Annotated in this window: 22 protein-coding genes and 1 pseudogene; 1 reads left to right on the plus strand and 22 read right to left on the minus strand. The window is 64.4% G+C overall.

Annotated features, from left to right (window positions below):
• Positions 1-7 precede the first annotated feature (7 nt).
• From QM801_RS17445 to QM801_RS17490, 10 genes are all read right to left on the minus strand, one after another.
• Positions 8-700: an SDR family NAD(P)-dependent oxidoreductase gene (locus QM801_RS17445; protein WP_415020477.1), complete on the minus strand. Its 693-nt coding sequence runs from the start codon at positions 698-700 to the stop codon at positions 8-10.
• The gene (locus QM801_RS17450) at positions 697-1,653 is read right to left on the minus strand and encodes a carbohydrate kinase family protein (RefSeq protein ID WP_415020478.1); all 957 of its coding nucleotides are present in this window, start codon (positions 1,651-1,653) and stop codon (positions 697-699) included. Before QM801_RS17450 ends, QM801_RS17445 begins: the two co-directional genes overlap by 4 nt.
• Before the next feature lie 3 nt (positions 1,654-1,656).
• On the minus strand, positions 1,657-2,103 hold the full coding sequence (locus QM801_RS17455; protein WP_415020479.1) for a hypothetical protein: 447 nt from the start codon (positions 2,101-2,103) through the stop codon (positions 1,657-1,659).
• Positions 2,100-3,188: an ABC transporter ATP-binding protein gene (locus QM801_RS17460; RefSeq protein ID WP_415020480.1), complete on the minus strand. Its 1,089-nt coding sequence runs from the start codon at positions 3,186-3,188 to the stop codon at positions 2,100-2,102. Before QM801_RS17460 ends, QM801_RS17455 begins: the two co-directional genes overlap by 4 nt.
• A 3-nt stretch (positions 3,189-3,191) precedes the next feature.
• Positions 3,192-4,139 carry a carbohydrate ABC transporter permease gene (locus QM801_RS17465; protein WP_415020481.1) on the minus strand — a complete coding sequence of 316 codons (948 nt, stop codon included), beginning with the start codon at positions 4,137-4,139 and terminating at the stop codon, positions 3,192-3,194.
• Positions 4,139-5,206 carry a carbohydrate ABC transporter permease gene (locus tag QM801_RS17470; protein WP_415020482.1) on the minus strand — a complete coding sequence of 356 codons (1,068 nt, stop codon included), beginning with the start codon at positions 5,204-5,206 and terminating at the stop codon, positions 4,139-4,141. The genes QM801_RS17465 and QM801_RS17470 overlap by 1 nt, the downstream gene beginning before the upstream one ends.
• Positions 5,207-5,293: 87 nt before the next feature.
• Complete coding sequence (locus QM801_RS17475) at positions 5,294-6,727, minus strand: extracellular solute-binding protein (protein ID WP_415020483.1); 1,434 nt, start codon at positions 6,725-6,727, stop codon at positions 5,294-5,296.
• 49 nt (positions 6,728-6,776) lie between these two features.
• On the minus strand, positions 6,777-7,865 hold the full coding sequence (locus QM801_RS17480; RefSeq protein WP_415020484.1) for an ABC transporter ATP-binding protein: 1,089 nt from the start codon (positions 7,863-7,865) through the stop codon (positions 6,777-6,779).
• A 70-nt stretch (positions 7,866-7,935) separates the two neighbouring features.
• Complete coding sequence (locus QM801_RS17485; RefSeq protein WP_415020485.1) at positions 7,936-9,078, minus strand: Gfo/Idh/MocA family protein; 1,143 nt, start codon at positions 9,076-9,078, stop codon at positions 7,936-7,938.
• Positions 9,078-10,124, minus strand: coding sequence for a sugar phosphate isomerase/epimerase family protein (locus QM801_RS17490; protein ID WP_415020486.1), 1,047 nt, complete (start codon positions 10,122-10,124; stop codon positions 9,078-9,080). Before QM801_RS17490 ends, QM801_RS17485 begins: the two co-directional genes overlap by 1 nt.
• 99 nt (positions 10,125-10,223) lie before the next feature.
• Between QM801_RS17490 and QM801_RS17495 the strand changes: the two genes are divergently transcribed.
• Positions 10,224-10,913: a GntR family transcriptional regulator gene (locus tag QM801_RS17495; protein ID WP_415020487.1), complete on the plus strand. Its 690-nt coding sequence runs from the start codon at positions 10,224-10,226 to the stop codon at positions 10,911-10,913.
• Between the two features lie 140 nt (positions 10,914-11,053).
• On the opposite strand, the gene QM801_RS17500 is transcribed toward QM801_RS17495, so the two are convergent.
• The 12 genes and pseudogenes from QM801_RS17500 to xdhA form a co-directional block, all read right to left on the minus strand.
• Positions 11,054-12,313 (minus strand): glycerate kinase type-2 family protein, encoded by a 1,260-nt coding sequence (locus tag QM801_RS17500; protein WP_415020488.1) that lies wholly within the window; start codon positions 12,311-12,313, stop codon positions 11,054-11,056.
• A complete protein-coding gene (hyi, locus tag QM801_RS17505) occupies positions 12,310-13,092 on the minus strand; it encodes a hydroxypyruvate isomerase (RefSeq protein WP_415020489.1) in 783 nt (260 codons plus the stop codon). Before hyi ends, QM801_RS17500 begins: the two co-directional genes overlap by 4 nt.
• Positions 13,092-14,381: a guanine deaminase gene (gene guaD / locus QM801_RS17510; protein ID WP_415020490.1), complete on the minus strand. Its 1,290-nt coding sequence runs from the start codon at positions 14,379-14,381 to the stop codon at positions 13,092-13,094. The genes hyi and guaD overlap by 1 nt, the downstream gene beginning before the upstream one ends.
• A complete protein-coding gene (gene uraD, locus QM801_RS17515) occupies positions 14,378-14,875 on the minus strand; it encodes a 2-oxo-4-hydroxy-4-carboxy-5-ureidoimidazoline decarboxylase (protein ID WP_415020491.1) in 498 nt (165 codons plus the stop codon). Before uraD ends, guaD begins: the two co-directional genes overlap by 4 nt.
• A complete protein-coding gene (locus QM801_RS17520) occupies positions 14,872-16,056 on the minus strand; it encodes a urate hydroxylase PuuD (RefSeq protein WP_415020492.1) in 1,185 nt (394 codons plus the stop codon). The genes uraD and QM801_RS17520 overlap by 4 nt, the downstream gene beginning before the upstream one ends.
• A 73-nt stretch (positions 16,057-16,129) precedes the next feature.
• Positions 16,130-17,197 carry a BMP family ABC transporter substrate-binding protein gene (locus tag QM801_RS17525; protein WP_415020493.1) on the minus strand — a complete coding sequence of 356 codons (1,068 nt, stop codon included), beginning with the start codon at positions 17,195-17,197 and terminating at the stop codon, positions 16,130-16,132.
• Between the two features lie 42 nt (positions 17,198-17,239).
• Positions 17,240-18,115 carry an ABC transporter permease gene (locus QM801_RS17530; protein WP_415020494.1) on the minus strand — a complete coding sequence of 292 codons (876 nt, stop codon included), beginning with the start codon at positions 18,113-18,115 and terminating at the stop codon, positions 17,240-17,242.
• A gap of 3 nt (positions 18,116-18,118) precedes the next feature.
• The gene (locus tag QM801_RS17535) at positions 18,119-19,192 is read right to left on the minus strand and encodes an ABC transporter permease (RefSeq protein WP_415020495.1); all 1,074 of its coding nucleotides are present in this window, start codon (positions 19,190-19,192) and stop codon (positions 18,119-18,121) included.
• Positions 19,182-20,739: pseudogene (locus QM801_RS17540) on the minus strand (ABC transporter ATP-binding protein). The gene QM801_RS17535 and the pseudogene QM801_RS17540 overlap by 11 nt, the downstream one beginning before the upstream one ends.
• Positions 20,736-21,584, minus strand: coding sequence for a xanthine dehydrogenase accessory protein XdhC (gene xdhC, locus QM801_RS17545; protein ID WP_415020496.1), 849 nt, complete (start codon positions 21,582-21,584; stop codon positions 20,736-20,738). The pseudogene QM801_RS17540 and the gene xdhC overlap by 4 nt, the downstream one beginning before the upstream one ends.
• Positions 21,581-23,935 (minus strand): xanthine dehydrogenase molybdopterin binding subunit, encoded by a 2,355-nt coding sequence (gene xdhB / locus QM801_RS17550; RefSeq protein WP_415020497.1) that lies wholly within the window; start codon positions 23,933-23,935, stop codon positions 21,581-21,583. Before xdhB ends, xdhC begins: the two co-directional genes overlap by 4 nt.
• A complete protein-coding gene (gene xdhA / locus QM801_RS17555; RefSeq protein ID WP_415020498.1) occupies positions 23,932-25,407 on the minus strand; it encodes a xanthine dehydrogenase small subunit in 1,476 nt (491 codons plus the stop codon). The genes xdhB and xdhA overlap by 4 nt, the downstream gene beginning before the upstream one ends.
• Positions 25,408-25,411 lie beyond the last annotated feature (4 nt).

A 25,411-nucleotide genomic window follows, 5' to 3' on the forward strand; every position in this document is an offset into this window, starting at 1 on the left:
CGTTGCGCTAGTACGTGGCGCGGCCGCCCGAGATGTCGAAGACGGCGCCGGTCGAGAAGGAGCACTCCTCCGAGGCGAGCCAGCAGATCAGGCTCGCGTTTTCGTCCACCGTGCCGAAGCGGCCCTTGGGGATTTTCGAGAGCATGAAGTCGATGTGGGTCTGCGGCATCTGCTCGAAGATCGGTGTCCGCACCGCGGCGGGCGTCACGCTGTTCACGGTGATGTTGTACTTTGCCGTTTCCTTGGCGAGCGACTTGGTGAAGCCGATCACCCCCGCCTTCGAGGCGGAGTAGGCCGACGCATTGGGATTGCCCTCCTTGCCGGCGATCGAGGCGATGTTGACGATGCGGCCGTAGTTCTGTTGGATCATGTGCGGCAGCACGGCGCGGTTGGTGAAGAAGGTGCCGTTGAGATTGACCGCCATGGTCTTGAGCCAGCCATCGAGCGGGAAGCCGTCGACCGGCACGGTAGGGCCGGTGATGCCCGCACTGTTCACCAGGATATCGACGCCGCCGATCTGTTTCACCGTTTCGGCAAGGGCCGCCTCCACCGAGGCATAGTCGGAGATGTCGACCTTGATGCCGCCGTTGATGTCCCACACGGCGACGGCGCCACCTTCTGCCGTGATGCGCTTGGCGACGGCTTCGCCGATGCCTGACAGGCCACCCGTGACGATGGCGCGGCGGTTCTTGAATCTCATGATTTCACCTTCCAGCTCTTCATGGCGTTGCGCGTGTGTTCGAATGACCTGATTCCAGCGTCCGAACCCAGTCCGGTGGCGACGAGGCCGGCCGTGGCCTGGGCGAAGCGGAGCGCCGTCTCTGTGTCCATCCCGTGATGAAGCGCGGCGATCATGCCGGCATCGAAGGCATCGCCGCAGCCCGTGGTGTCGATGACATCGATGTCGAAGGCTTTCTGGCTGAGACGCGTGCCGCTGCTGTCGGCATAGAAGGCGCCATCGCCGCCCAGGGTGAAGACGCAGGCCTTCGCACCGTGGTCGAGATAGTAGCGGGCGCAGTCCTCGGCCGTGGCGAGGCCGGACATTTCCTTCGCCTCCTCGATCGAGGGCATGAAGTAGTCGATGTAAGGGAGAAGGGGCAGCACCATCTTCGCCGTCTCGGCATTGGCGGCAATGAGATCGAAGGTGACGGTACGGCCGCGCGCCTTCGCTTCCTTGAGGAGGCGGAGGCTTGCCGCACCATCGAGCTTCTTCAGCAGCCCCGTGCCACCCAGATGGATGATCGGCGCATCGAAGACGCGGTCATACATCTCGCGCGTGACATCGAAGTGATCGGAGGCGCCGCGCACATGGAGCGCCGGGCGCTCGCCATTGGGGCGGATGTTGAGGATGGTGGCGGAGGTGGGCACGCCCGTGATCCGCTGCATCATCGAGGTGTCGATGCCGTGCTTCTGCATGGTCATCAGCACCCAATCGGCCTTTTCATCGTCGCCCACGGCACCCACGGCAAGGCTCCTGAGGCCGAGCTTGGCTGTGTCGATGACGGTGCCGCCTGCGGTGCCCGCGACGGTGAGCCTGATTTCCTCGATGAAGTCCACGCCACCCCGCTCGGGGATGCGCGTCACCGGGCGGCCGAGGATGTCGAGGATGTAGAGCCCGATGACCGAGACGTCATGACGTGACGCGGCCGCCATCGCTCAGGCCTTCTTGCCGGACCGCACCGTGATGAGGCCCGCCAGCACCGCCGCGATCACCGCGATGGTCCAGGTGAAGCTGTGCATGTACCAGGGGGTGGCGGCGAGCTGCACCTTGCCCGCGGTGGTGTTCGGATCGGGCGGCTTCAGGAAGAAGATGCCGTAGAGAGACGCCGAGAAGATCGCCACCAGCAGCACGATGCAGAAGATCATGGCGACGACCATGGCCACCGTGATGACCGAACGGGGCTGCACGCCGGGCTGCGCCAGGGGCAGGAGGTTGTTGACCAGCCCCGCCACCACAACGACGATGCAGCCGAGGGTGAAGAGTGTGATCGAGAAGGGCTGGAAGATCATCAGCAGGGCGAGGATGCCGAGCCCGATGATGAAGAATTCGAGGCGGAGTGCCGACTGGCCGCTCATGCCGCTGTTGTCGCTGTTCATGCTCATGCCCGCACCGCCTTTCCGCCGTCGGCAAAGACATGGGTCTGGGCCGCATCGGGTTCGAGATGCAGGACTTCGCCCATTTTCACCTTCTTCTCTCGCGGCACCACCACGCGGATGTCGCTGCCCGTCTTGGTGCGGGCGTGAATCAGGGTTTCGGCACCCATGGGCTCGATCAGTTCGGCCATGGCCGTGATGGTGGTCTTGCCCGCCTTGCTGACCGGGGTGAAGGCGCGCGGGCGGATGCCGATCGTCACCTTCGAGGGCTTGAGCGAGGACACCGCCGGATTGACCGAGATGGCGAGCGGCGCGTCATCGAAGGTGAGTTCAGCCTTGCCGTCCTTCACGGCGCGGAGGTCGGCCTCCACCAGGTTCATCTGCGGCGTGCCGATGAAGCTTGCCACGAAGACATTGGCCGGCTTGGCGAAGACCTCATGCGGCGTGCCCACCTGCTCGATCACTCCGTCGCGCATGATGGCGATGCGGTCGGCCATGGTGAGGGCCTCGAGCTGGTCGTGGGTGACGATCACCGTTGCCTTGGAGAGATTGGAGAGCACGCCCTTGATCTGGCCGCGCATGGAGTGGCGGAGTTCCACATCGAGGCGCGAGAGCGGCTCGTCGAAGAGGAAGCAGTTGGGATCGCGCACGATGGCGCGGGCCACGGCGACGCGCTGCTTCTCGCCTTCCGAGATGTGGCCGGGAAGACGGTCGAGCACGCCGGTGAGGTGGAGGATGTCCGCCACCATGCCGACGCGGGCCTTCTTTTCGGTGGGCGAAATGCCTTCATAGTGAAGCGGCATGGCGATGTTCTCGCCCACCGTGAGGGCGGGATAGAGCGCGTAGAACTGGAACACCATGGCGATGTCGCGCTTTTCCGGCGGAAGCTCGTTCATGCGCTGGCCGGCGATCAGCACGTCGCCCGAGGTGGCGCTTTCGAGGCCGGCGATCATGCGGAGCGTGGTGGTCTTGCCGCAGCCCGAGGGGCCGAGGAGACAGACCACTTCGCCCGCCTTGACCGAAAGGTCGGCGTCCTTGACGGCCTGGAACTCGCCGAACTTCTTGGAGACGTTTCGGATTTCAATCGTGGACATGTCTTAGCGCTTCACTGTGCCGAACGTGACGCCACGCAGCAGGTGGCCCTGCAGGAAGAAGGTCACGAGGAAGACGGGAATGAGGAAGAGGGTTTCGATGGAGGCGAGCAGCGTCCAGTCGGTGCCGCGGCCGCCCGAAGAGACGGCCTGGTTCATGGCGACCGGCACGGTGCGGGTGTCGACACCGGTGAGGAGGAGCGCGAAGAGGAACTCGTTCCAGGTGAGGATGAGGCCGAAGACAAAGGTAGCGGCAAGGCCGGCCACCACCTGCGGCAGGCAGATCTTGAAGAAGACCTTGGTTTCCGATGATCCGTCGATGCGCGCGGCGTCTTCCACGTCGGTCGAAAGCTCGTCGAAGAAGCTCTTCATCATCCAGATGGTGAAGGCGAGGTTGAAGGCGGTGTAGAGCAGGATGATGCCGAGGTAGGAGCCCGAGAGGCCGACGACACGGAACATCAAGATCACCGGGATGATGACGACGATGGCCGGCAGCATGCGGGTGGTGAGGATGATGAAGAGGTAGGTGTCGTTGCCCTTCAGGGGATAGCGCGAGAAGCCGTAGGAGGCGAGCGTGCCGATCACGAGCGCCAGCAGCACCGAGACCGAGGAGATCACGATCGAGTTGAAGAAGAAGCGGTCGAAGCCGGTGGCTTCCGGCTGGCCGCCTGCCGTCATCACGCGCGAGAACACCGAGCCGAAGTTTTCAAGCGTGGGCGTGAAGACGAACTGGTCGGGGATCAGGCCGAAGAGCGAGGTGGGCGAGAGCGTCGGCGGCACGGAGAGGGCGGCATCCTGCGGCTTGAAGGCGGTGAAGATGATCATCAGCACCGGCAGGAAGTAGATGAACGAGACGATGGCCACCACGAGGGTGCGGCCCCAGCCGGCATTCTCGATGCCGCCCTTGCGGGCAAGTCCGATGTTCTGAAGGAAGGTCGTGAAATTCGACATCATCAGGTTCCCTGGCTGCGGCGGTTGGCCAGATAGAGGTAGAGGTTGGTGAGCACGATCACCATGAAGAGCATGACGTAGGAGATGGCTGCACCTTCGCTCGTCTTGTTCTGCTCGTTGGCAATGCGGATGAGGTGATAGGAGATCGTCATGGTGTCGTTGCCGCCCTTGGTGAGAAGGATCACGAGGTCGGCGAGCTTGAAGGCCTCGATGGTGCGGAAGAGCAGCGCCAGCATGAGGAGGCCGCGGATATAGGGGAAGGTGATGGTCCAGAACTGCCGCCACGACGAGACGCGGTCGATGGCCGCGGCCTCGTAGAGATACTTGGGCACCGAAACGAGGCCGGCGAGCACCAGCAGCATGACGAAGGGCGACCACATCCAGGCGTCGGCAAAGACGATGCCAGCCACTGCACCCACCTTGTTGTCCATGAGGATGAACTGCTGGCCGGTGAGGTTGTTCATCACGTAGGAGAGGATGCCGAAGGTCGGGTCATAATAATAGGTGAAGAACACGCCCGAGGCCACGACCGAGAGCATCATGGGCGTGAGCACGAGGATGAGCAGGTAGCGCCGGAGCGGAAACTGCTTGGCGAAGAGCATGGCGAGCAGGAAGCCCACCACCATCTGGGCCGACACGGTGAAGACCACGAACATGGCGGTGTTGATGAGGGCATGCCAGTTGTCGGCGGCGGCAAGCTCGTTGGTGAGCACCTTCACGTAGTTCTGCAGGCCCACGAAACGGATCGTCTGCTGGTTCGACTGGTAGGCGAAGAAGGAGAGACCGAGCGACCAGAGCAGCGGAAAGATGTTCATCACGAAGAGAACGGCGATGGCGGGCGCCACCAGGAGGCCGCCGTAGTAGCGGCGGCGGTAGGCATTCACCACGAAGGCGGCGGCGATCATTGCGGCAGCCGCACCCACAACCCAGAAGGCGGCCTTGGCGGGGAGCGTGAGCGTCGCAAGCACCGTCACGACAACGCCGGCGAGGATCGCCAGCTTCCAGTTGTCGGCGGAAGGCCTGAAGAGAGACGCAGGCGCAGGAAGAGTTCGTACCGTCGTGTCCGTCATGGGTCCGCGAAGCTGCCGTTCAGTGAGGTGTTGGATAAAAGATGCGCGGAGCCTTGTGCGCTCCGCGCATCATGTTGGTTCGTCAGATCACTCGATCAGGCCGGCTTCCTTGAGCAGGTTCTGCTGGAACTTGGCGATGTTGTCCAAGGTCGTCTTTGCATCCTGCTTGCCGGTGATGGCGAGGTCGAACTGGTCCTGCTGCTGGGTCAGGAGTTCGAAGAACTGCGGCACGTGCCAGACGTCCTTCTGCCAGTCGAGCTGGGGAGCCCAGGCACGATTCCACGGACGGTAGGTCACGTACTTCGGATCTTCATACACCGACTTGATGGCCGACTGGCCGCCACCGGCAGCGAACTGGTGCTGGATCTCGGGCGAGAGCCACCACTTCACGAATTCGACGGCTTCCTTGATCTGCGCGTCGGTCGTCCAGGTCGTCAGCACGAAGGGCTGGCCACCGATGTTCGACCAGCGGATCATCTTGCCATCCGGACCCATGGTGCCCGGCATCTGGCCGAAGACCAGCTTGTCGGAGACCTTGGAGGTCTTCGGGTCGAGCGAGGCTTCGCCGAGGCCGATCCAGTCGATGTTCATCGCGACCTTGCCTTCGCGGAACAGTTCGTCGGACTTGAAGATGTCCATGGTGCCGGTCTTGGCCACCGGCGGCATGAACTGGATCATGTCGAGGTACTTCTCCAGCGCCTTGACGGCGGTCGGAGAGTTCACCACGCCTTCAGCCTGGCCCTTGGGAGCCTTGGTTTCGTCCCAGATGTCGCCGCCCATCTGCCAGATGAAGCCGTTGATCTGCATGGACGAGAAGTCGTAGCCCTTGCCGGCCTGGAAGGCGATTCCGTAGAAATCGTCCTCGGCAGGCTTGCCGGCCAGCATGTCGCCCTTCTTGCGCATGAAGAATTCGCCGACGTTGCGGAAGTCATCCCACGTCATCGCGTCGAGCTCTTCACCCGTGCAGGGCAGCTTCTTGTTGTACTTCGCCTGGAAGTTCTTCTGCTCTTCCTCGTTGCAGAGGATGTCCTTGCGGCCGTAGTTCACCAGCACGTCGGGGAACTGCGGGAAGCCGTAGTAGTTCTGCGACTTGTGGGGATAGGTCGAATAGGCATTCAGCGGATTCGGATGGATCGACTTGAAGGTCGCCATGAAGTCCGGATCGGCTTCCAGAAGGTCGTTGATCTTGCGGAAGTAGCCGCCTTCCACGAAGGCGCCCAGCCACTGCGAGTCCGACACGATGAAGTTGTACTTCTGTTCACCCGAGGTCAGCGAGGCGTTGACACGGGTATAGAAGTCGGGCCACGGAATGAAGTCCACGTCGAGCTTCACTGTGTTGCCGGACTTCGGCTTGTACTGCTCGTCGAAGAACTTCTTCATGATGCGGGTCGGAGGCCAGTCCGGCACCGCCATTGTCAGCGTCACTTCGTCGGCAGTGGCCATGGAGGCCCCTCCCACCATCAGCGTGGCGGCAAATCCGGCCGCCGTCGCGAAGGCTTTCATCTTCGTCATCACGGTCATCTAGGTTTCCTCCCTTGCGTTACCGTTTTTTTCCTTCTGGCGTCCCGCGTCAGGCGATGGCCTGGCCGCTGGAAGCGCGGAAGACATGGAATTTTTTTGGGTCGAGATAGATGGACGCATTCTGCCCGGGGGCGAGCCCCGTGGCGATCGACTCCGGCAGCAGCATGCGCAGCGTTTCGTGGCCCGCCTCCACCGAGACGACGGTGACGTCGCCCAGGGGTTCGAGCATGGTGATGTTGACGTCGAGTCCCTTTTCGCCCTTGGCCGCAAAGCGGATGTCGCTGGGGCGGATGCCGAGCACGGCTTCCTCGCCCGCATCGGCGGCGATCTTGCGGGCGAGCGACACCGGGCCGAAGCTCGATTCCACCGCGGTCTTGTCCTTGGCGGTGCGGCCCTTGATCATGTTCATGTGGGGCGAGCCGATCTTGCCCGCCACATACATGTCGCGCGGCGCCTCGTAGAGTTCGTCGGGCGTGCCGGTCTGGACGACGCCGCCATCGCGCATCACGGCGATCTCCTCGCCCATGGAGAGGGCTTCGAGTTCATCGGGCGTGGCATAGACGATGGTGAGGCCGAACTGGCGGTGCAGGCGCTTCAGTTCCGCGCGCATGTCGTGGCGGAGCTTGGCGTCGAGGTTGGTGAGCGGCTCGTCGAGGAGCAGGATCTTCGGCCGGCGGATGAGCGAACGGCCCAGCGCCACGCGCTGCTGCTCGCCGCCCGAGAGGGTGTTGGGCTTGCGGTCGATCTTCTTGTCGAGCTTCAGCATCGCCGCGGTTTCGCGCACGCGCTTGTCGATCTCCTCCTTCGCCACCTTCTCCTCGATCAGGGGATAGGCGAAGTTCTGGTAGACGGTGAGATGGGGATAGAGCGCGAAGGACTGGAACACCATCGAGACGCCGCGGCCGGCGATCTCCGCATCGGTCTTGTCGCGGCCGAAGATGTGGACGCTGCCCTTGTCGGGCCGCACGAGGCCCGCGATCATCCGCAGCGTCGTGGTCTTGCCCACCGAGCTTGGTCCGAAGAGCACGAAGAACTTGCCTTCCTGCACTTCGAAGGACAGGTCTTCGAGCGCACGCACCTTGCCGTAGTGCTTGCTGACACCGGTCAGAGAAAGGGCGGCATTACTGCTTGACGGCATGGTCCATCCTCGTTGGCGCGGGGAGACTAGCGCAGACAGGCCATCTTGCAAGTGCATGTTTATTCATACATTACCCCTTCGCACTCTCCCAGCGGCCGGATGCTGCAGATTTGAGCACGGCATCTGTCACAAGATCGGTTGCGAGTGCATCGCGGAAGGTGGGCGCGGCCGACTGGCCCTTGTCGAGTGCCTCGAGGAAATCCGCCACCTGGTGGGTGAAGGAATGCTCGTAGCCGATCTGCAGGCCGGGCACCCACCACTTTGACATGTAGGGGTGATCGCCGTCGGTGATGTGGATCGATCGCCAGCCGCGGGTGCGGCCTTCGTCACGGTGATCGAAATACTGCAGGCGGTGGAGGTCGTGCAGGTCCCAGAAGATGGAGGCCTTCTCACCATTGATTTCAAGGGTGTAGAGCGCCTTGTGGCCGCGCGCGTAGCGTGTGGCCTCGAAGTTGGCGAGGGAGCCGTTGTCGAAGCGGGCGAGGAAGAGGCTGGCATCGTCGATGCCGACGGGCTCTTTCTTGCCGGTGAGGTTGTGCTGGCGCTCCTTGATGAAGGTCTCGGTCATGCCGATGACCTTGTCGATGCCGCCGTTCAACCACATGGCGGTGTCGATGCAGTGGGCGAGGAGGTCGCCCGTGACACCGGAGCCCGCCACGTTCACGTCAAGGCGCCATAGACCCTGGCCGCCCTGCGGCAGGTCGGCGGAGATGGTCCAGTCCTGCAGGAACTTGGCGCGGTAGTGGAAGATCTTGCCGAGGCGGCCCTCGTCGATGATCTGCTTGGCGAGGGTGACGGCGGGCACACGGCGGTAATTGTACCAGACCATGTTCGGCACCTTCGCCTTCTCGACCGCATCCACCATCTTGCGGGATTCGGCGGCGTTGCGGCCGAGCGGCTTCTCGCACATCACCATCTTGCCCGCCGCGGCCGCAGCGGTGGCGATCTCGAGATGCATGTCGTTCGAGGCGGCGATGTCGATCAGGTCGATGTCCTTGCGCTCGATCAGCTTCCGCCAGTCGTTCTCGGTCGACTCATAGCCCCACTGGTCGGCGAATTTCTTCAGGTTGTCGGCGTTGCGGGCGCAGGCCGCCTTGAGCACAGGCTGGTAGGGCAGGTCGAAGAAGTGGCCGACCTGCGAGAAGGCGTTGGAATGGGCGCGGCCCATGAAGCCGTAGCCCACCATGCCGACATTGAGTTTCTTCTTGGCCATCACGCCACCCATCCGTGCTTGTCGCGCACCTTGACCATGGTGGCGAGAATGTCGTTCCAGGTCTGCTGCTTCAGCATCACCTCGTTGGGGAACATGCAGCCGTCCCAGCAGATGTGGCGGAAGGCCTTCATCAGTTCGCCGTCGCGGTCGCGCAGCCAGTAGCCTGCGTGCTTGACGATATCGAGCTTGCCGTTCTTGTCGGTGACCATGCAGTGGCGGCCGGTCTTGTCGTGATAGCCGAGACCCTTCACCGTGCCGTCGTTCTGGGCGACGTGGAAGTCGATGGTCCAGGGGCGGAGCGCGTCGGTCATCTTCTTCAGCGCTTCATCGAGGGTGGTCTTGCTCTTCCAGTCGAACTTGGCGGGAAGGAGCCGCGACTTCGGAGCGTTGTAGCCCATCGTATAGAGAAGCGTGTGGGCCATGTCGGCCTGGAAGCCGATGGTCTGGGGGCGGTTGGTCTCCTCCAGCGTATTGATCATGTCCTTCCAGGAATGCATGCCGCCCCAGCAGATCTCGCCTTCGGCGGCGAGACGCTCGCCATAGTCAGAGGCGACGGAGCAGGCCTCGCGGAAGGTCTTGGCGATCTTCTTGGTGTTGCCGGCGGGGTCCTTGGCCCAGTCGCCGGGGCTGCTGGCTGAGTCGATACGGATCACGCCGTAATGGCGCACACCCAGTTCGCGCAGGCGCTTGCCGAGATTGCAGGACTTGCGCACGTTCTCGACGAACTTCTTGCGGTCGGCGGTCGAGCCCATGGCGGAACCGCCGCCCACCGGCGGCCAGACCGGCGCCACGATCGAGCCGATCGCGAGGTTGCGCTTCGCCACCTTGTCGGCGAGGCGCTTGATCTCGTCATCGTCGCAATCGATGTTGGTGTGCGGGCCCACATGGAAGATGTCGACGCCGTCGAACTTGACGCCGTTCACCTCGGCCTTGGCGGTGAGATCGAGCAGCGTGTCGAGCTCGATGCCGGGCTCCGAATCCGGGCCCTTGCCCACGAGCCCCGGCCACATCGCATTGTGCAGCTTGGGAAAATTGTTGGCTGCCATATTCCCCTCCCTGGATCAGTCCGTGTTTTTTCTTGTGTTGGCGGTGAACTTCGCAGTTTTTCCCGTTGCTGTCCAGAACTGTTATATTAGTATGCCAGCATGGCCCACGAGCTTGATGCCAGCCGCCTCGACCGCTCTCGCCCACTGCGCGAGCAGATCTACGATCTCGTGCGCCAGTTGATCCTGACCGGAAAAATCGCCCCCGGTGACGTGCTGGACGAGAAGTCCATCGCCGCCAGCCTGAACGTCTCGCGCACACCCGTGCGGGAAGCGGTCAAGAAGCTGAGCGACGAGCACCTGGTGGATGTTGTGGCACAGTCGGGCACGCGCGCGACCCACATCGACCGGGCCGAGGTGGAACAGGCCTTCCTCATCCGCCGCGCCCTTGAAATGGAGAGTGCGGCACAGGCAGCCCAGCGCATGACCGAGGCCCATGCCGATGCGCTCAATGATCTCCTGCTGCAGCATGCCCGCGCCATCGAGCGGCGGCGCTTCGCCGAGGCCATTGCCACCGACGACAGGTTCCACCGCTACATCGCCGACATCAGCAACCTCGACCGGCTGTGGCGGGCGATCGACATCTCGAAGGCGCAGCTCGACCGCTGCCGCCATGTGATGCTGCCGCGCCAGGGCCAGGGCGAGGCGACGCTGGAGCAGCACCGCAACATCATCCGTGCACTGAATAGTCATGACGCCGAGCGGGCCCGCCGCGCCATGGCGGACCATCTCGAAGCAGCCTTCTCCAGCACCATGCGGGCGCACGAGGCGGGCGAGATCAAGAGCCGGTAGGGCTCAGATTTTTCTCCATGGCCGGGCTTGACCCGGCCATCCAGTGGTCACGTCACGCTGAACTGGATGCCCGGCTCAAGGCCGGGCATGGAGAGATTTTATGGAATGACGATTATTGGGACATCGGTGAAGGTTCCCCTTCACACCACCAGCACGGCGCGGAAGTCGTTGACGTTGGTGAGGGTGGGACCTGTCACCACCTGATTGCCGAGCGCCTTGAAGAACGTGTGCGCGTCATTGTTGGCGAGCGACTCCCAGGGATCGATGCCGTGCGCCCGGGCCCGCGCCAGCGTGTCGGGCGTGATCATGGCACCCGCTACATCGACGGCACCATCCACACCGTCGGTATCGGCGGCAAGGGCATGGATACCCTCGGCACCCGCAAGCTTGATCGCCAGCGCCAGCAGGAATTCCACGTTGCGCCCGCCGACGCCACTTCCCCGCACCGTCACCGTGGTCTCGCCGCCCGAGATCAGCACACACGGGCGCTGCACCGGTTGGCCGAAGCGCTGCACCTGGCGCGCGATCCCTGCCATGACGAAGCCCACGTCGCGCGCCTCGCCTTCGAGTGCATCACCAAGAATGAGTGGCGTGATGCCGTGCTTCCGCGCCACGGCGGCCGCGGCCTCAAGCGAAGTCTGCGGCGAGGCGATGAGTTGCGTGCGCGCATGGGCAAGGCGCGGGTCACCCGGCTTCGGGGTTTCGTCGGGTGCCGCTTCCAGATGGCGGCGCACCGAGTCCGGCACCGTGACATTGTACTTGGCGAGAATGTTCCGCGCCTCGGCATAGGTGGTGGGATCGGGCACCGTCGGCCCGGAGGCCACTGCCGAGACATCGTCGCCCGGCACATCCGAGATCACCAGCGTTTCGACCCGCGCCGGAAATGCCGCTGCTGCCAGCCGCCCGCCCTTGATGCGCGAGAGATGCTTGCGCACGCAGTTCATCTCCTGGATGGGTGCGCCCGACTTCAGCAGCGCGCGGTTGACGGCGCGCTTGTCCTCGGCGGAGACACCTTCGGCGGCAAGGCTGAGAAGGGCCGAGCCGCCGCCCGACATCAGCGCCACCACGAGATCATCCTTCGTCAGGCCCTGCACCAGCTGCAGCATTTCCGCTGCACCCTTTTCGCCGGCTGCATCCGGAACGGGATGCGCGGCCTCGACGATGCGGATGTGCTTCGTCGGCACGGCGTGGCCGTAGCGGGTGACGATCAGCCCTTCGAGCGGACCCTGCCACTGCTCCTCGAACACCTTCGCCATGGCGGCGGAGGCCTTGCCCGTGCCGATGACGATGGTGCGGCCCTTCGGCTTTTCGGGGAGAAAGCGCGGCACGGATTTTTCCGGCAGGGCGGCATCGACGGCAGAATCGAAGAGCGCGCGGAGGAAGGTCTTCGGATCGGTCATGCAAGGCCCATCTGTTCGCGCCAAACGAGGCCGTCAACCGTTCCGGCCTTCGGCGTGTATTCGCAGCCCACAAATCCCGTGTAGCCGATGGCATCGAGATGGCGGAAAATGGCGGGGAAGTTGATCTCGCCCGTGCCCGGCTCGTGGCGGCCCGGGTTGTCGGCAATCTGGATATGGCCGATGCGCGGCAGAAGGCGGGTGAGCGTGTTCATCAGCTCTCCTTCCATGCGCTGCATGTGATAGACATCATATTGCAGCTTCACGTCATGGGGCCTGAGTTCATCCATGAGGGCGAGCGCCTCGCTGCTGCGGTTCACGAAGAAGCGCGGCATGTCGTAAGCGTTGATGGGTTCGATCACCAGCTGGATGCCGTTCGCGCTGAGGCGCTCCGCGGCCGTCGCGAGATTGGCAAGGAGCGTGCGGCGCGCCTCATCCCGCGCCACCGTCTCAGGCAGAAGCCCCGCGAGGCAGTTCAGCGTCTTGCAGCGAAGCGGCAGGGCATAGCTGAGGGCAAGGTCAATCCCGTCCCGGAATTCCGCCTCGCGCCCGGGCAGGCAGGCGATGCCGCGCTCACCTTTGGCGAAGTCGCCGGGCGGCAGGTTGAAGAGAATGACCTCGAGCCCCAGCGCCTCGACCCGCGATACGACATCGGCCACGGGGAAGGCATAGGGGAACTGGAATTCGACAGCATCGAAGCCCGCCGTCTTCGCTGCGGCGAAGCGGTCGAGGAAGGAATGTTCCTGGAACATCGTCGAGAGATTGGCAGAGAACTTCGGCACTACCCGGTCCTCCCGTGGCGGCAGGCACCCGCCACATAGGTGGCGGCAACGGCGCGGTCATCGCCCAGGATCATCAACGCAAAGAGCACGTCTTCGAGACTCTGGGAGAGGGCGTGCCGCGCCTTGAGAACCGGTGTGGCCTCGGGATCGAGCACGACCACGTCGGCGAACTTTCCACTGTCAAGCGAACCCGTGTCAGTGGCGATGTGCAGGCGGTGGGCATTGCCGATCGTCGCCATGGCGAAGAGTTCGGCGGCCTGCGGCTTGTAGCCGTTCAGCATCTGCACCTTGTAGGTCTCGCCCATGGTCTGCAGCATGGAGTAGCTGGTGCCGCCGCCCACGTCCGTTGCAATGCCGAGTGACACGGGCCGCGCCCTGTCTCGCAGGTAGGGCATGGACATGAGGCCCGAACCCAGGAAGGTGTTCGATGTCGGGCAATGGATGACGCTCGAGCCCGACTCCGAGAAGCGCTTCGCCTCGCGCTCGTTCAGGTGAATGCCATGGGCGAAGATGCTGCGCGGCCCCAGCAGGCCGAAGCGGTCATAGACATCGGTGTAGTCCTTCGATGTGGGGAAGAGCTCCTTCACGAAGGCGATCTCGCCCGCGCTTTCCGAGATGTGCGTCTGCATCAACGCGCCGGGCAGGCTCGCCAGAAGTTCGCCGCTCAGCTTCAGCTGCGCCTCGCTCGAGGTGATGGCGAAGCGCGGTGTGACGGCATAGCGGTTGCGGCCCTTGCCGTGCCAGACGTGATAGAGCTCTTCGCTTTCACGCGCGCCGGTTTCGGGCGTGTCCTGCACGGCGGGAATGGCGTTGCGGTCCATCATGGTCTTGCCGGTGACGAGGGCCATGTTGGCGGAGGTTGCCGCAGTGAAGAGCGCTTCGGCGCAGGCCTTGTGCACGGAGCAGAAAGCCAGCGCCGCCGTGGTGCCGTGGGAAAAGAGGCGCGAAAGAAACGCCTCAGCCGCCGCCGCCGCATAGCCCGCATCGGCATAGCGCGCCTCTTCGGGGAAGGTGAAGCGGCGGAGCCAATCGAGCAGGTCTTTTCCGGGCGCGGCCAGCATCCGGTACTGCGGGAAATGGATGTGCGCGTCGATGAAGCCCGGCAGCACCAGCTTGCTGCCGTGATCCTCGACCGGTGCACTGCGCCAGCCTTCGGGAAGCTTCGCGGCCTCGCCCACCCAGCCGATGCGGCCGCGCTCGTCCACGGCCACGGCGCCCTTTTCGAAATGCAACGCCACGCGCAGGTCCTCGCCGAAGGACACGACCTCGCCGCGGATCACCTTCTTCATGCCGACACCCTGTCTTCGATACGGAAGCGGAAGATGCGCAACACCTGTGTCAGCGCCATGGCGAATTCATCGTCCTTGCTGTTTTCGACCCGCGCCTCGAAACTCGCCAGGATCTGGTGCTTGGTCGCACCCTTCACCGCGAAGATGAAGGGAAAGCCGAAGCGCTCCTTGTAGCGGGTGTTGAGGGCGGTGAAGCGGCTGAACTCGGCATCGCTCAGCGTATCGAGGCCCGCGCCCTTCTGCTCGCGGGTGGAATCATCCGTCAGCTTCGCCCGCGTGGCCAGATCAGGATGGGCGCGAATGAGGGCGAGCTGTGCCGGCTGGTCCGCTCCGCGCAACGCCGTCTCGAAGGCCGCCACCATCGCCTCGCGCGACGGGTAGGGCCGTGACAGGGCTGCCTGTTCCGCCACCCAGGGCGAGTGTTCGGCCACGTCGCCGAAGGCAGCCACGAAGTCCGCAGGCGTCATCGCGTTCACGGTGGCCAGCGTCATCATGGCTGCTTCGCCAGCCAGGCGCCGAGCTTGGCGCGCTCTTCCGCCAGCATGCCTGTCTTGTTGCCGAGCGGCATGGCGTTGTTGTTGACGGCCTGGATGAGGATCATTGCCTTGTGACGGCGGAGGTTGTCGAGGCTGTCGAGGATCACGCCCTTGGGCGGTTCGCTGAAGGTGGTGTCGGCGGGCTTCGCGGCATGACAGGCGACGCAGCGCGTTTGCGCAATGCCGAGGGCCTCCGCGTCCGACACCTCGCCGGTGAAGGCGGGCCTTGCCGCCGGTGTCGTCATCAGCAGCGCCACCGAAAGCACCGCACCGATCACCGGCAGGAGCCAGGCGATCTCGCGCTGCTCGTCGCCCACCTCGGTGCGCACCAGGAAGTGGCGGAGCGAGGCGCCGCCCACCACGATGAGCAGGATCAGGATCCAGCTCTGCGGATGGCCGGTGAGGAAGGCGTAGTGGTTCGACACCATCATCAGCAGCACGGGCAGCGTGAGATAGGTGTTGTGCAGGCTCCTCTGCTTGCCCATGGCGCCATAGCGCGGGTCGGGCTTCTCGCCGCGCATGAGCGCCGCCACGATCTTCCGCTGGTTGGGAATGATCACCATGAAGACATTGGCCGCCATGGTTGTGCCGATGAAGGCGCCCACATGGATGAAGGCGCCGCGCCCCGAGAAGACATGGGTGAAGCCATAGGCTGCGATGCCGACAAGCAGAATGACGCAGAGGATGAGCAGTGTCGGATGCTTGAGCGCGAGGTGGCGGCAGAGCTGGTCGTAGACGATCCAGCCGCCCACGAGCGACGCCACCGAGATGCCGATCGCCTGCAGGCTGGTGAGCGGCATCACGCCGGGATCGATCAGGAAGCTCTCGGCATTGAGGTAGTACTGCACGATCAGGAGCAGGAAGCCCGTGACCCAGGTGAGGTAGGCCTCCCACTTGAACCAGGTGAGATGATCCGGCAGTGAGGGCGGGGCGGAGAGATATTTCTGCACGTGGTAGAAGCCGCCACCGTGCACTTCCCAGGCTTCGCCGCCCACACCGGCGGGGAGCCCGTCACGTTTCTGCAGCGAGAAATCGAGGGCGATGAAATAGAACGACGTGCCGATCCAGGCGATGCCGGCGATCAGGTGGCCCCAGCGCAGGAGCAGGTTCAGCCAGTCCGCGAGAAATGGATCGATCAAGCCTGTTCTCTTTTCCGTCTCATGAAAATGCCGGGTGACAGGACGCCACCCGGCATGTGTCGTTCACGTTCTCTTACTGCGGGAGCTTGTCGTCCACGCCCTTCACGTACCAGTTCATGCCGAGGATATCACCATCGGCCAGCGGCTTGCCTGCTTCGCCCACGACCGTGCCATCCTGCTTGGTGATGGGGCCAGTGAAGGGATTGAGCTTGCCCGAGGCGATGGCGGCTGCGGTTTCGGTGGCCATCTTGGCCACGTCATCCGGCATGTTGGTGTAGGGTGCCATGGAGACGGTGCCGTTCTCCATGCCTTCCCAGACCTGCTGCGGCTTCCAGGTGCCGTCCATCACGGCCTTCACGGCCTCGATGTAGTGCGGCGCCCAGTTGTCGACGATGGCGGTGAGCTGCGCCTTGGGGGCGAACTTGTACTGGTCGGAGGCCTGGCCGAAGCCGAGCTTGCCCTGTTCCTGGGCGACCTGCAGCGGGGCAGCCGAGTCGGTGTGCTGCACGGTGATGTCGGCGCCCTGGCTCAGGAGAACCTTGGCGGCGTCGGCTTCCTTGGCGGGATCGAACCAGGTGTTGGCCCAGACGATCTTCACCTTGAAGTTGGGGTTCACGCTCTGCGCGCCCAGCATGAAGGCGTTGATGCCGGAGATCACTTCCGGGATCGGGAAGGAGACGATGTAGCCGGCAACGCCGGTCTTCGACATCTTGGCGGCGATCTGGCCGATGACGTAGCGGCCTTCGTGGAACTTGGCGTTGTAGGTGCCCATGTTCGGCGCGGTCTTGTAGCCGGTGGCGTGTTCGAACTTCACGTCGGGGAACTTCTTGGCCACCTTCAGCATCGGCTCCATGAAGCCGAAGGAGGTGCCGAAGATGATCTTGCAGCCTTCGCGGGCGAAGCGCTCGAAGGTCTTTTCGGAATCGGCTTCCGAGACGTTTTCGGCATAGGCGGTTTCAACCTTGTCGCCGAATTCCTTCTGCACGGCGAGAAGGCCCTGGTGATGCTGGTAGGAATAGCCGTAGTCACCGATCGGGCCGACGTAGACCCAGCAGGCCTTGAGGGCTTCGGCCGATGCGGAGGCGGACGCTGCGCCCAGCATCAGGGCGGCGGCTGCCGCGGCCATCAGTAGTTTCTTCATCTGTGTAGCTCCCTGAAGAAGTTTTGGTTGGTCATGTTTTTCTCAGCGGTCCGGCACGAAGGGCTGCCCGAGGGAGGCCGGCGTGTTGCGCCGTGTCAGGGCCTTGTTCCCCGAGATCACCACCAGTGCCAGGATGGTTCCAAGATAGGGCAGACTGGAGAGGAATTGCGAGGGGATTCCCAGACCTTGTGCCTGCAAAACGAACGAGAGGATCGAAATCGTGCCGAAAAGATAGGCTCCTGCCAGAATCCGGAGCGGCAGCCAGGAGGCGAAGACGACGAGCGCCAAGGCGATCCAGCCCCGGCCGGAGGTCATGTTCTCCACCCACTGGGGCGTATAGACGAGGGAGAGATAACCCCCGGCGAGCCCGCTCATGGCGCCGCCGAAAAGGACGCTGAGGTAGCGGACCGCGATGACGTTGTAGCCCAGCGCATGGGCCGAAGCGTGGCTGTTGCCGACGGCGCGGATGACGAGACCCATCTTGGTTCGGAAAAGGAACCAGCTGACGAGCCCCACCATGAGGATGGAGAAGGGCACCAGCGGATCGATGCCGCCGATGGCCGGAAGCTTGACGCCGGGCTGGCCAACAAAGCTTTCGCCGATGAGGGCGGAGAGGCCGAGACCAAGGAGGGTGAGGGCGAGGCCCGTCGCCACCTGGTTCGCCAGCAGCGTCAGGGTGAGGAAGCCGAAGAGCAGCGACATGGCCATGCCGGCCAGGATGGAGGCGATGACGCCCACCCATGGGTTGCCCGTGGCAAAGGCCCCGCCAAAGCCGGCGACGGCGCCCATGACCATCATCCCCTCGACGCCGAGGTTGAGGACGCCGGAACGCTCCGTCACCATTTCGCCGAGGGCGGCGAGAAGGAGCGGCGTGGCCGCCGTCATGATGATGATGGGAAGGGTGAGGAGAAGATCCATCGCTCAGGCCCTCGCCGTCTTTGCGGCGGACGACGCCGACGACACGATGCGGTAGGTGATGAGGGTATCGCAGGCGAGAATGTAGAAGAGCAGGATGCCCTGGATCACGCGGGTGATCTTGTCGGGGATCTGAAGTGCGGTCTGCACCGCCTCGCCGCCGATGTAGGAGAGTGCCAAGAGCAGGCCTGCAAAGATCACGCCCACCGGATTGAGGCGGCCGAGGAAGGCGACGATGATGGCGGCGAAACCGTAGCCCGGCGAGATCTGCGGCTGCAATTGTCCGACCACGGAGGAAATCTCGAAGACGCCGGCAAGGCCCGCAAGCCCACCCGAGAGCATCATGCAGAACATCACCGTGCGCTTTTCCGAAAAGCCGGAGAAGCGGGCGGCCCGGGTGGAGAGGCCCGTCACCGTGATCTCGTAGCCCTTGAGGGTGCGCGAGACGACATAGCCCAGGACCAGCGCCACGATGAAGGCGATGAGCACACCCAGGTGAATGCCGCTTGTCAGGTAGGGCAGAAGCTGCCAGCCGTCGAAGGTGACCGACTTCGGGAAGTTGAAGCCCTGCGGATCGCGCCACGGCCCGCGCACCAGATAGTCGAGCAGCAGCTGCACCACATAGACCAGCATCAGCGAGGTGAGGATCTCGTTGGCGTTGAAGCGGTTCCTGAGAAAGGCGGGGATCGCCGCCCAGAGCATGCCGCCCAAGACGCCGAGCGCCACCATGACGATGAGGGTGAGCGGCGATTGCCAGCCCGGCAGGAAGACGGGGATGGCGCCTGCAAGAATGGCGCCGGCCGTGAGCTGGCCTTCCGCACCGATGTTCCAGACATTGGCGCGGTAGCAGACCGAGAGCCCGGCACCGATCAGGATCAGGGGCGAGGCCTTGACCAGAAGCTGCTCGATCGACCACATGGCGGTGAGTGGTTCGATGAAATAGACATAGAGTGCCACGAAGGGATTGTTGCCGCGCAGCGCGAAGATGATGGCGGCGGTGATGACCGTAAGCGCAAGGGCGATGAAAGGCGATGCAAGCGCCATCCCAGCCGAACGTTCGGGACGTTTCTCAAGCCGCATGATGCGTCCCTTCCCTCTTGGTTTCGTGTGCGCCGGCCATGAGCAGGCCGATCTCCTCGCGCGTCATCTCCTGGGCGGGACGCGCCGGCGAGAGTTGTCCGCGCGATATGACGGCGATGCGGTCGGCGATCTCGAAGATCTCGTCGAGGTCCTGGCTGATCACCAGCACGGCGGAGCCCGATTGAGCGAGGTCGATGAGCGCCTGGCGGATTGCCGCGGCGGCACCTGCATCCACGCCCCAGGTGGGCTGGTTGATGACGAGCAGCTTCGGCTTCAGTTCGAGTTCGCGGCCCACCACGTATTTCTGCAGGTTGCCGCCCGAAAGCGCGCGGGCCTCCGGGTCGGGCTTGCCCTTGCGCACGTCGAAGCTCTTGATGATGCGTTCGGCGGCAGCCTTGGCGCCATCGGGCTTCAGCACGCCCGACGAGACCGAGATCCTTGTCGACCGCATGGCGCGAGAGGATCATGTTGAGGGAGAGCGTCATCGTCGGCACGGCACCATGGCCGAGGCGTTCCTCCGGCACGAAGGCGGCACCCGCCTTGCGCCGCGCCGTGATCGAGGCCTGCCCCAGTGGCTGGCCGTCGAGCAGCACCATGCCGGATGCCACGGGCCTCTCGCCCGAGACGGCATCGAAGAATTCGCCCTGGCCGTTTCCGGCGACACCGGCAATCGCCACCACTTCGCCTGCCGCAACCGCAAGCGAGATATCCTGCAGCGCCACGCCGAAAGCGCCGTCTGCCGCAAGCGAGAGATTGCGCAGTTCGAGGCGGGGCTTCACCTCCTTTCCCTTCGCGGCACTGGCGCGGGGCTTGATGGCGTGGATGTCTCCGCCCACCATCAGGCGGGCGAGGCTTGCCGCCGTTTCCTTCCGCGGATCGACATGGGCCACGACCTTGCCGTGGCGGAGGATGGTGGCCGTGTCGCACAGCGCCTTCACCTCCTCGAGGCGGTGGCTGATGTAGAGCACCGAGCAGCCTTCCGAGGCGAGGCGCTTCAGCACCACGAAAAGCTGGTCCGCCTCCTGCGGTGTGAGCACTGATGTCGGCTCGTCCATGATCAGAAGCTGCGGCTCCTGCAGCAGGCAGCGGATGATCTCGATGCGCTGGCGTTCACCCACCGAGAGGTCGCCGACGATCGCCGTGGGCGAGATGGGAAGGCCGTAGGAGCCCGAGACCTTGCTGATCCGCTCCGAGAGGGCGGCGATGTCGTGGGGCCCCGGCATGGCAAGCGCAATGTTCTCGGCCACACTCAGACTGTCGAAGAGCGAGAAGTGCTGGAACACCATCCCGATGCCGAGATGGCGGGCCACCGACGGGCTGGTGGGGATGACGTGGCGGCCCTTCCAGAAGAACTGCCCGGAGGTGGGCTGTAGCGCGCCGTAGATCATCTTCACGAGGGTGGACTTGCCCGCCCCGTTCTCGCCGAGGAAGGCGTGGATCTCGCCCGGCATGATGGTCAGGTTCACGTCGTCATTGGCCTTCAGCGTGCCGAAGGTCTTGACGATGTTGCGGGCCTCGAGAAGCGGCGTGGCGGTGGCGTCTGTCATGATGCGGCGCGGCCCGGCTGGTGGATCATGGGATCTGATGCTGCCCCCGATGCAAGGCGCTCGTCCAGTGCGATGAGCTGGGCGGCTGTGGATATGGCGATGGCCTCGGGCCGCTTGGAGCGGATGCCGCCGATGCCGATGGGACAGATGAGGGCGCTGATCCTGTCCGCGGGAATGCCCGTGTCCCGCAGGCGGCGCTCGAAGCGGGCGCGCTTGCTGGCGCTGCCGATGAGGCCCGTCTCGGCGATGTTGGGGTTGCGCAGGCTTGCATCCGTGACGGCAAGATCGAGCGCGTGGGAATGACTCATGATCAGCACCAGCGATCCGGGCGGCGCTTCGGCGAGGATGGCAGGAGGATCATCGTCGCCCCGCAGCGTCACGTTGCCGGGCACCGCGCCCGGGAATGCATTGGGACGGGGATCGCACCAGACGATGTCGAAATTTGTCTGCGCCAGCACCAGCACCAGCGCCCGGCCCACATGGCCTGCGCCAAAGAGATAGAGTCTGCGGCCCCTCTGGCCCTCCGCCTCCAGCTCGGCGAGAAGCGCGTTTGTCAGAACCTCGGTGATGATCTCGACGTTGCCGCCGCAGCATTGCCCGAGGTCGGGGCCCAATGCGTAGCGCATGACACTCCGCGCACCACCCGCGCGCAGCAGGCGCTGCGCCTCGGCCATGGCCTTCCATTCCAGCGTGCCGCCACCGATCGAGCCTGCGATGCCGTCTGCCGTCACCAGCATCGCCGCCCCTTCTTCGCGGGGCGCCGAGCCCTTGACGGTGCCGACGCGCACCAGCGCCGCCGGGATGCCCTGGCGAAGCAGCGTACGGGCGCGGGCGGCGAGGCTCATGCGCGCACACTCTTGATGGCGTGGAGGATGGCTTCCGGTGTCGCCGGTGTATCGAGCGCCGGGATGGCGTTGCCACCCAGGCTTGCGACCGCATTGAAGATCGCCGTCCACACCGAGATGCCTAGCATCAGCGGCGGCTCGCCCACCGCCTTGGAGCGGTAGATCGTGTCTTCCTTGTTGCCCTTGGATTCATAGAGGGCGACGTTGAACTCTTCCGGCAGGTCGGAGGCGCAGGGGATCTTGTAGGTGGAGGGCGCGTGGGTGCGGAGCCTGCCCTTGTCGTCGAACACAAGCTCTTCGGTGGTGAGCCAGCCCATGCCCTGCACGAAGGCGCCTTCCACCTGGCCCATGTCGATCGCCGGGTTCAGCGACTTGCCGACATCGTGGAGAATGTCGACGCGGTCGACCCGCATCTCGCCCGTCATGGTGTCGATGGTGACTTCGCTGCACGAGGCGCCATAGGCGAAATAGAGGAAGGGGCGGCCCGTGGCCTTGGCGCGGTCCCAGTGAATTTCGGGCGTGGCGTAGTAGCCGGTGGCCGAGAGCGGCAGCCGCGCTTGATGGGCGCGCGAGCAGGCTTCGGCGAAGGTGATGCTCTTCGTGCCGCCCGACACCTGCCCGTCGCGGAAGACGAGCTTGGCCTTGGGAATGCGCCAGTCGCGGGCGAGCAGGTTCGAGATGGTGTCGCGGATTTCTTCCGCCGCGCGCTTTGCCGCCATGCCGTTCAAGTCGGTGCCCGACGAGGCGGCGGTGGGCGAGGTGTTCGGCACCTTGCCCGTCGACGTGGCGCAGATCCTGACCTTGTCGAGGCCGATGCCGAAGGTCTCCGCCACCACCTGCGCCACCTTGGTGTAGAGGCCCTGCCCCATTTCCGTGCCACCGTGGTTGAGCTGCACCGAACCGTCTGTATAGGCCAGCACCAGGGCTGCCGCCTGGTTGAGATGGGTGAGGGTGAAGGAGATGCCGAACTTGACGGGCGTGAGCGAAAGGCCCTTCTTCAGAACACGGCTTGCCGCATTGTAGGCGGTGATGCGTTCGCGCCTGGCGCGATAGTCGGAGGTACGTTCAAGCTCGCCCACGATCTCGGGCAGGATGTTGTCCGTCACCTGCTGGCCATAGGGTGTGGTATCCCGGTGGCGGGTGTAGAAATTGCGCTTGCGCACATCGAGTGCATCGCGGCCCGTACGGAGCGCGATCGTCTCCATCATCCGTTCGGCGAAGACCATGCCCTGCGGGCCGCCGAAGCCGCGGAAGGCGGTGTTCGAAACCGTGTTGGTGCGCAGGCGGCGGGAATGGATGCGCAGTGCCGGATAGAAATAGGCGTTGTCGGCATGGAACATGGTGCGGTCATTGACGCCCATGCTGAGATCAGCGGAGCAGCCGCAACGGCTGTCGAACTCCACGTTGACGGCGGTGAGGCGGCCGTCATCGTCGAAACCCGCTTCCGAACTGACGCGGAAGTCGTGGCGCTTGCCGGTCATGATCATGTCGTCGTCACGGTCGAGGCGGCACTTGGCGGGGCGGCCCGTGACATGCGCCGCAAGCGCCGCAAGGCAGGCCCATTGTGCCGCCTGGCTTTCCTTGCCGCCGAAGCCGCCGCCCATGCGGCGGCACTCGCAGGTGACGAGCGCGTCGTCCACATGGAGCATGTGGGCAACGCAGTGCTGCACTTCGGTCGGATGCTGGGTCGAGCAATGCACGAGCATGCCGCCGTTTTCCTCGGGCAGCGCCATCGAGACCTGGCCTTCGAGATAGAAATGTTCCTGTCCGCCGATGAGGAAGGAATCGAGCAGGCTGTGGCTCGAAGCGGCAATCGCCTGGCCGGCATCCTTGCGGGTGAAGGTGTATTCCGGCAGCACGTCTTCTGTTCCGGCGCGGATGGCATCATCCGCCGTGACAACCGGCTTCTCCGCCGCGATGTCGATCCTTGCGAGCCGCGCCGCACGGCGGGCAGCCTCGCGGCTTTCCGCCACCACGGCGAAGATCACCTGGCCGTGGAAGATGATCTCGCCATCGGCGAGGATGGGATCGCCACCCAGGGACGGACTGCAATCATTGCGGCCGGGAATGTCCTTCGCCGTGAGAACCCTGACCACGCCCGGATAAGCCTCGACCGCGGAGAGATCGACCGAGCGGATGCGGCCACAGGCGGCATCCTTGTGAAAGCCGGGCGCCACATGGAGAAGGCCTTCCGGCTCCGCCATGTCGTCGATGTAGATGGCACGGCCCGACACATGCAGCGCCGCGCTGTCATGGGCGAAGGCCTTGCCGACCACCGCTTCCGTGGGTTCAGCGGGGGCTGTCTTCTTTGCGGTCTTCTTCGCCGTCTTGGCGGCATCGGGCGAGGTCATGTCCAGGCCTCCTTGCCGGCGGGCGCCAGCACCCGGAGCGAGGCCGGCTTTTCGCCGACGAGTTCATGCAGCGCCTTGAGGAGCAATGCCTGCGCCGTCTCGAGGCGGTAGGCGGCAGAGGCCCTCATGTCGGTGAGCGGCTTGAAGTCCTGCGCCAAGGTCGCGACGGCGGCCTCCCAGGTCTCGGGTGCATCGAGCTTGAGGTCCTTGATCGCCGCTTCCGTCTTCTTCGCCCGCTTCGGTGTCGCGGCCATGCCGCCGAAGGCCAGCGTGGCAGATGCGATGGTGCGGCCCGAGATCACGAACTTGAAGGCCGCCATCACGGCGGAGATGTCCTGGTCGAAGCGTTTCGAGAGCTTGTGGGCGAAGAAGCGCTCGTTGCTCTTGAGCTTCGGAATGTCGATCCGCCACAGCAGTTCGCCCGGCTTCCGGTCCTGCTTGCCGTAGTCGATGAAATAATCCTCGAGGAAGAGGTCGCGCTGTTCGTCGCCCTTCTTCAGCATGATGCGGGTGCCGAGCGCGATCAGCATGGGGGGCATGTCGCCGATGGGCGAGCCGTTGGCGATGTTGCCGCCGATGGTGCCCGAACTCCGCACCTGCTTCGAACCGATGCGGCGCAGCACCTCGCCCATGTCGGGGGCGATGGCGGCCAGCTGGCGCTCTGCCTCTGCATAGGTGACGGCGCTGCCGAGCGAGAGCGTCGCCACCCGGTCGGTGATCGCATGCAGCGCCTCCACCTTGCCGGTGAAGATGAGCTTGGGCAGGCTCCGCATCTGCTTGGTGATCCAGAGGCCCACATCGGTTGCGCCTGCGACGATGGTGGCGTCGGGATGCTTGGCGCAGAGATCGAGCAGCGTCTCGGCCTTGGCGGGAACGGCAGCGAAGCTGTCACCCGTGCCGCAGAAGACATCGCTGCCGTCGTTGAGCGTCTTCAGTTCGGCGGCGATGTCGGCAGCGGCACTCGCCCACAGGTCCTTGGCGTCGCCGCGGCAGGCGTCGGAGGCAGCGGCGATGATCGGGCGGTAGCCGGTGCAGCGGCAGAGATTGCCGGCCAGCTGGTCGACGATCTGCTGGCGGTTCGGCTTTCCCTCCTCGTGATAGAGGGCGAAGAGCGACATGACGAAACCCGGGGTGCAGAAGCCGCATTGCGAGCCGTGATGATCGACCATGGCCTGCTGCACGGGATGGAGCTTGCCGTCAACCGCGAGGTCATCCACCGTCACCAGCTCGCAGCCGTGCAAATGCGCCACCAGCATGATGCAGGCATTGGCGGGCTCGTACTGCACCTTGCCGCCACGCAGGCGTCCGATCGCCACGGTGCAGGCGCCGCAATCGCCCTCGTTGCAGCCTTCCTTGGTGCCCTTGTGGCGGAGGTCGAGGCGGAGATAGTCGAGCACCGTCTGCATCGGATTCGCGATCCGGTGTTCGACCACGACACCGCGCCTCAGGAAGCGGATTGCGCCCTGTGCCATCGCT

Source organism: Aestuariivirga sp., from assembly GCF_047600585.1.
GTDB lineage: Bacteria > Pseudomonadota > Alphaproteobacteria > Rhizobiales > Aestuariivirgaceae > Aestuariivirga.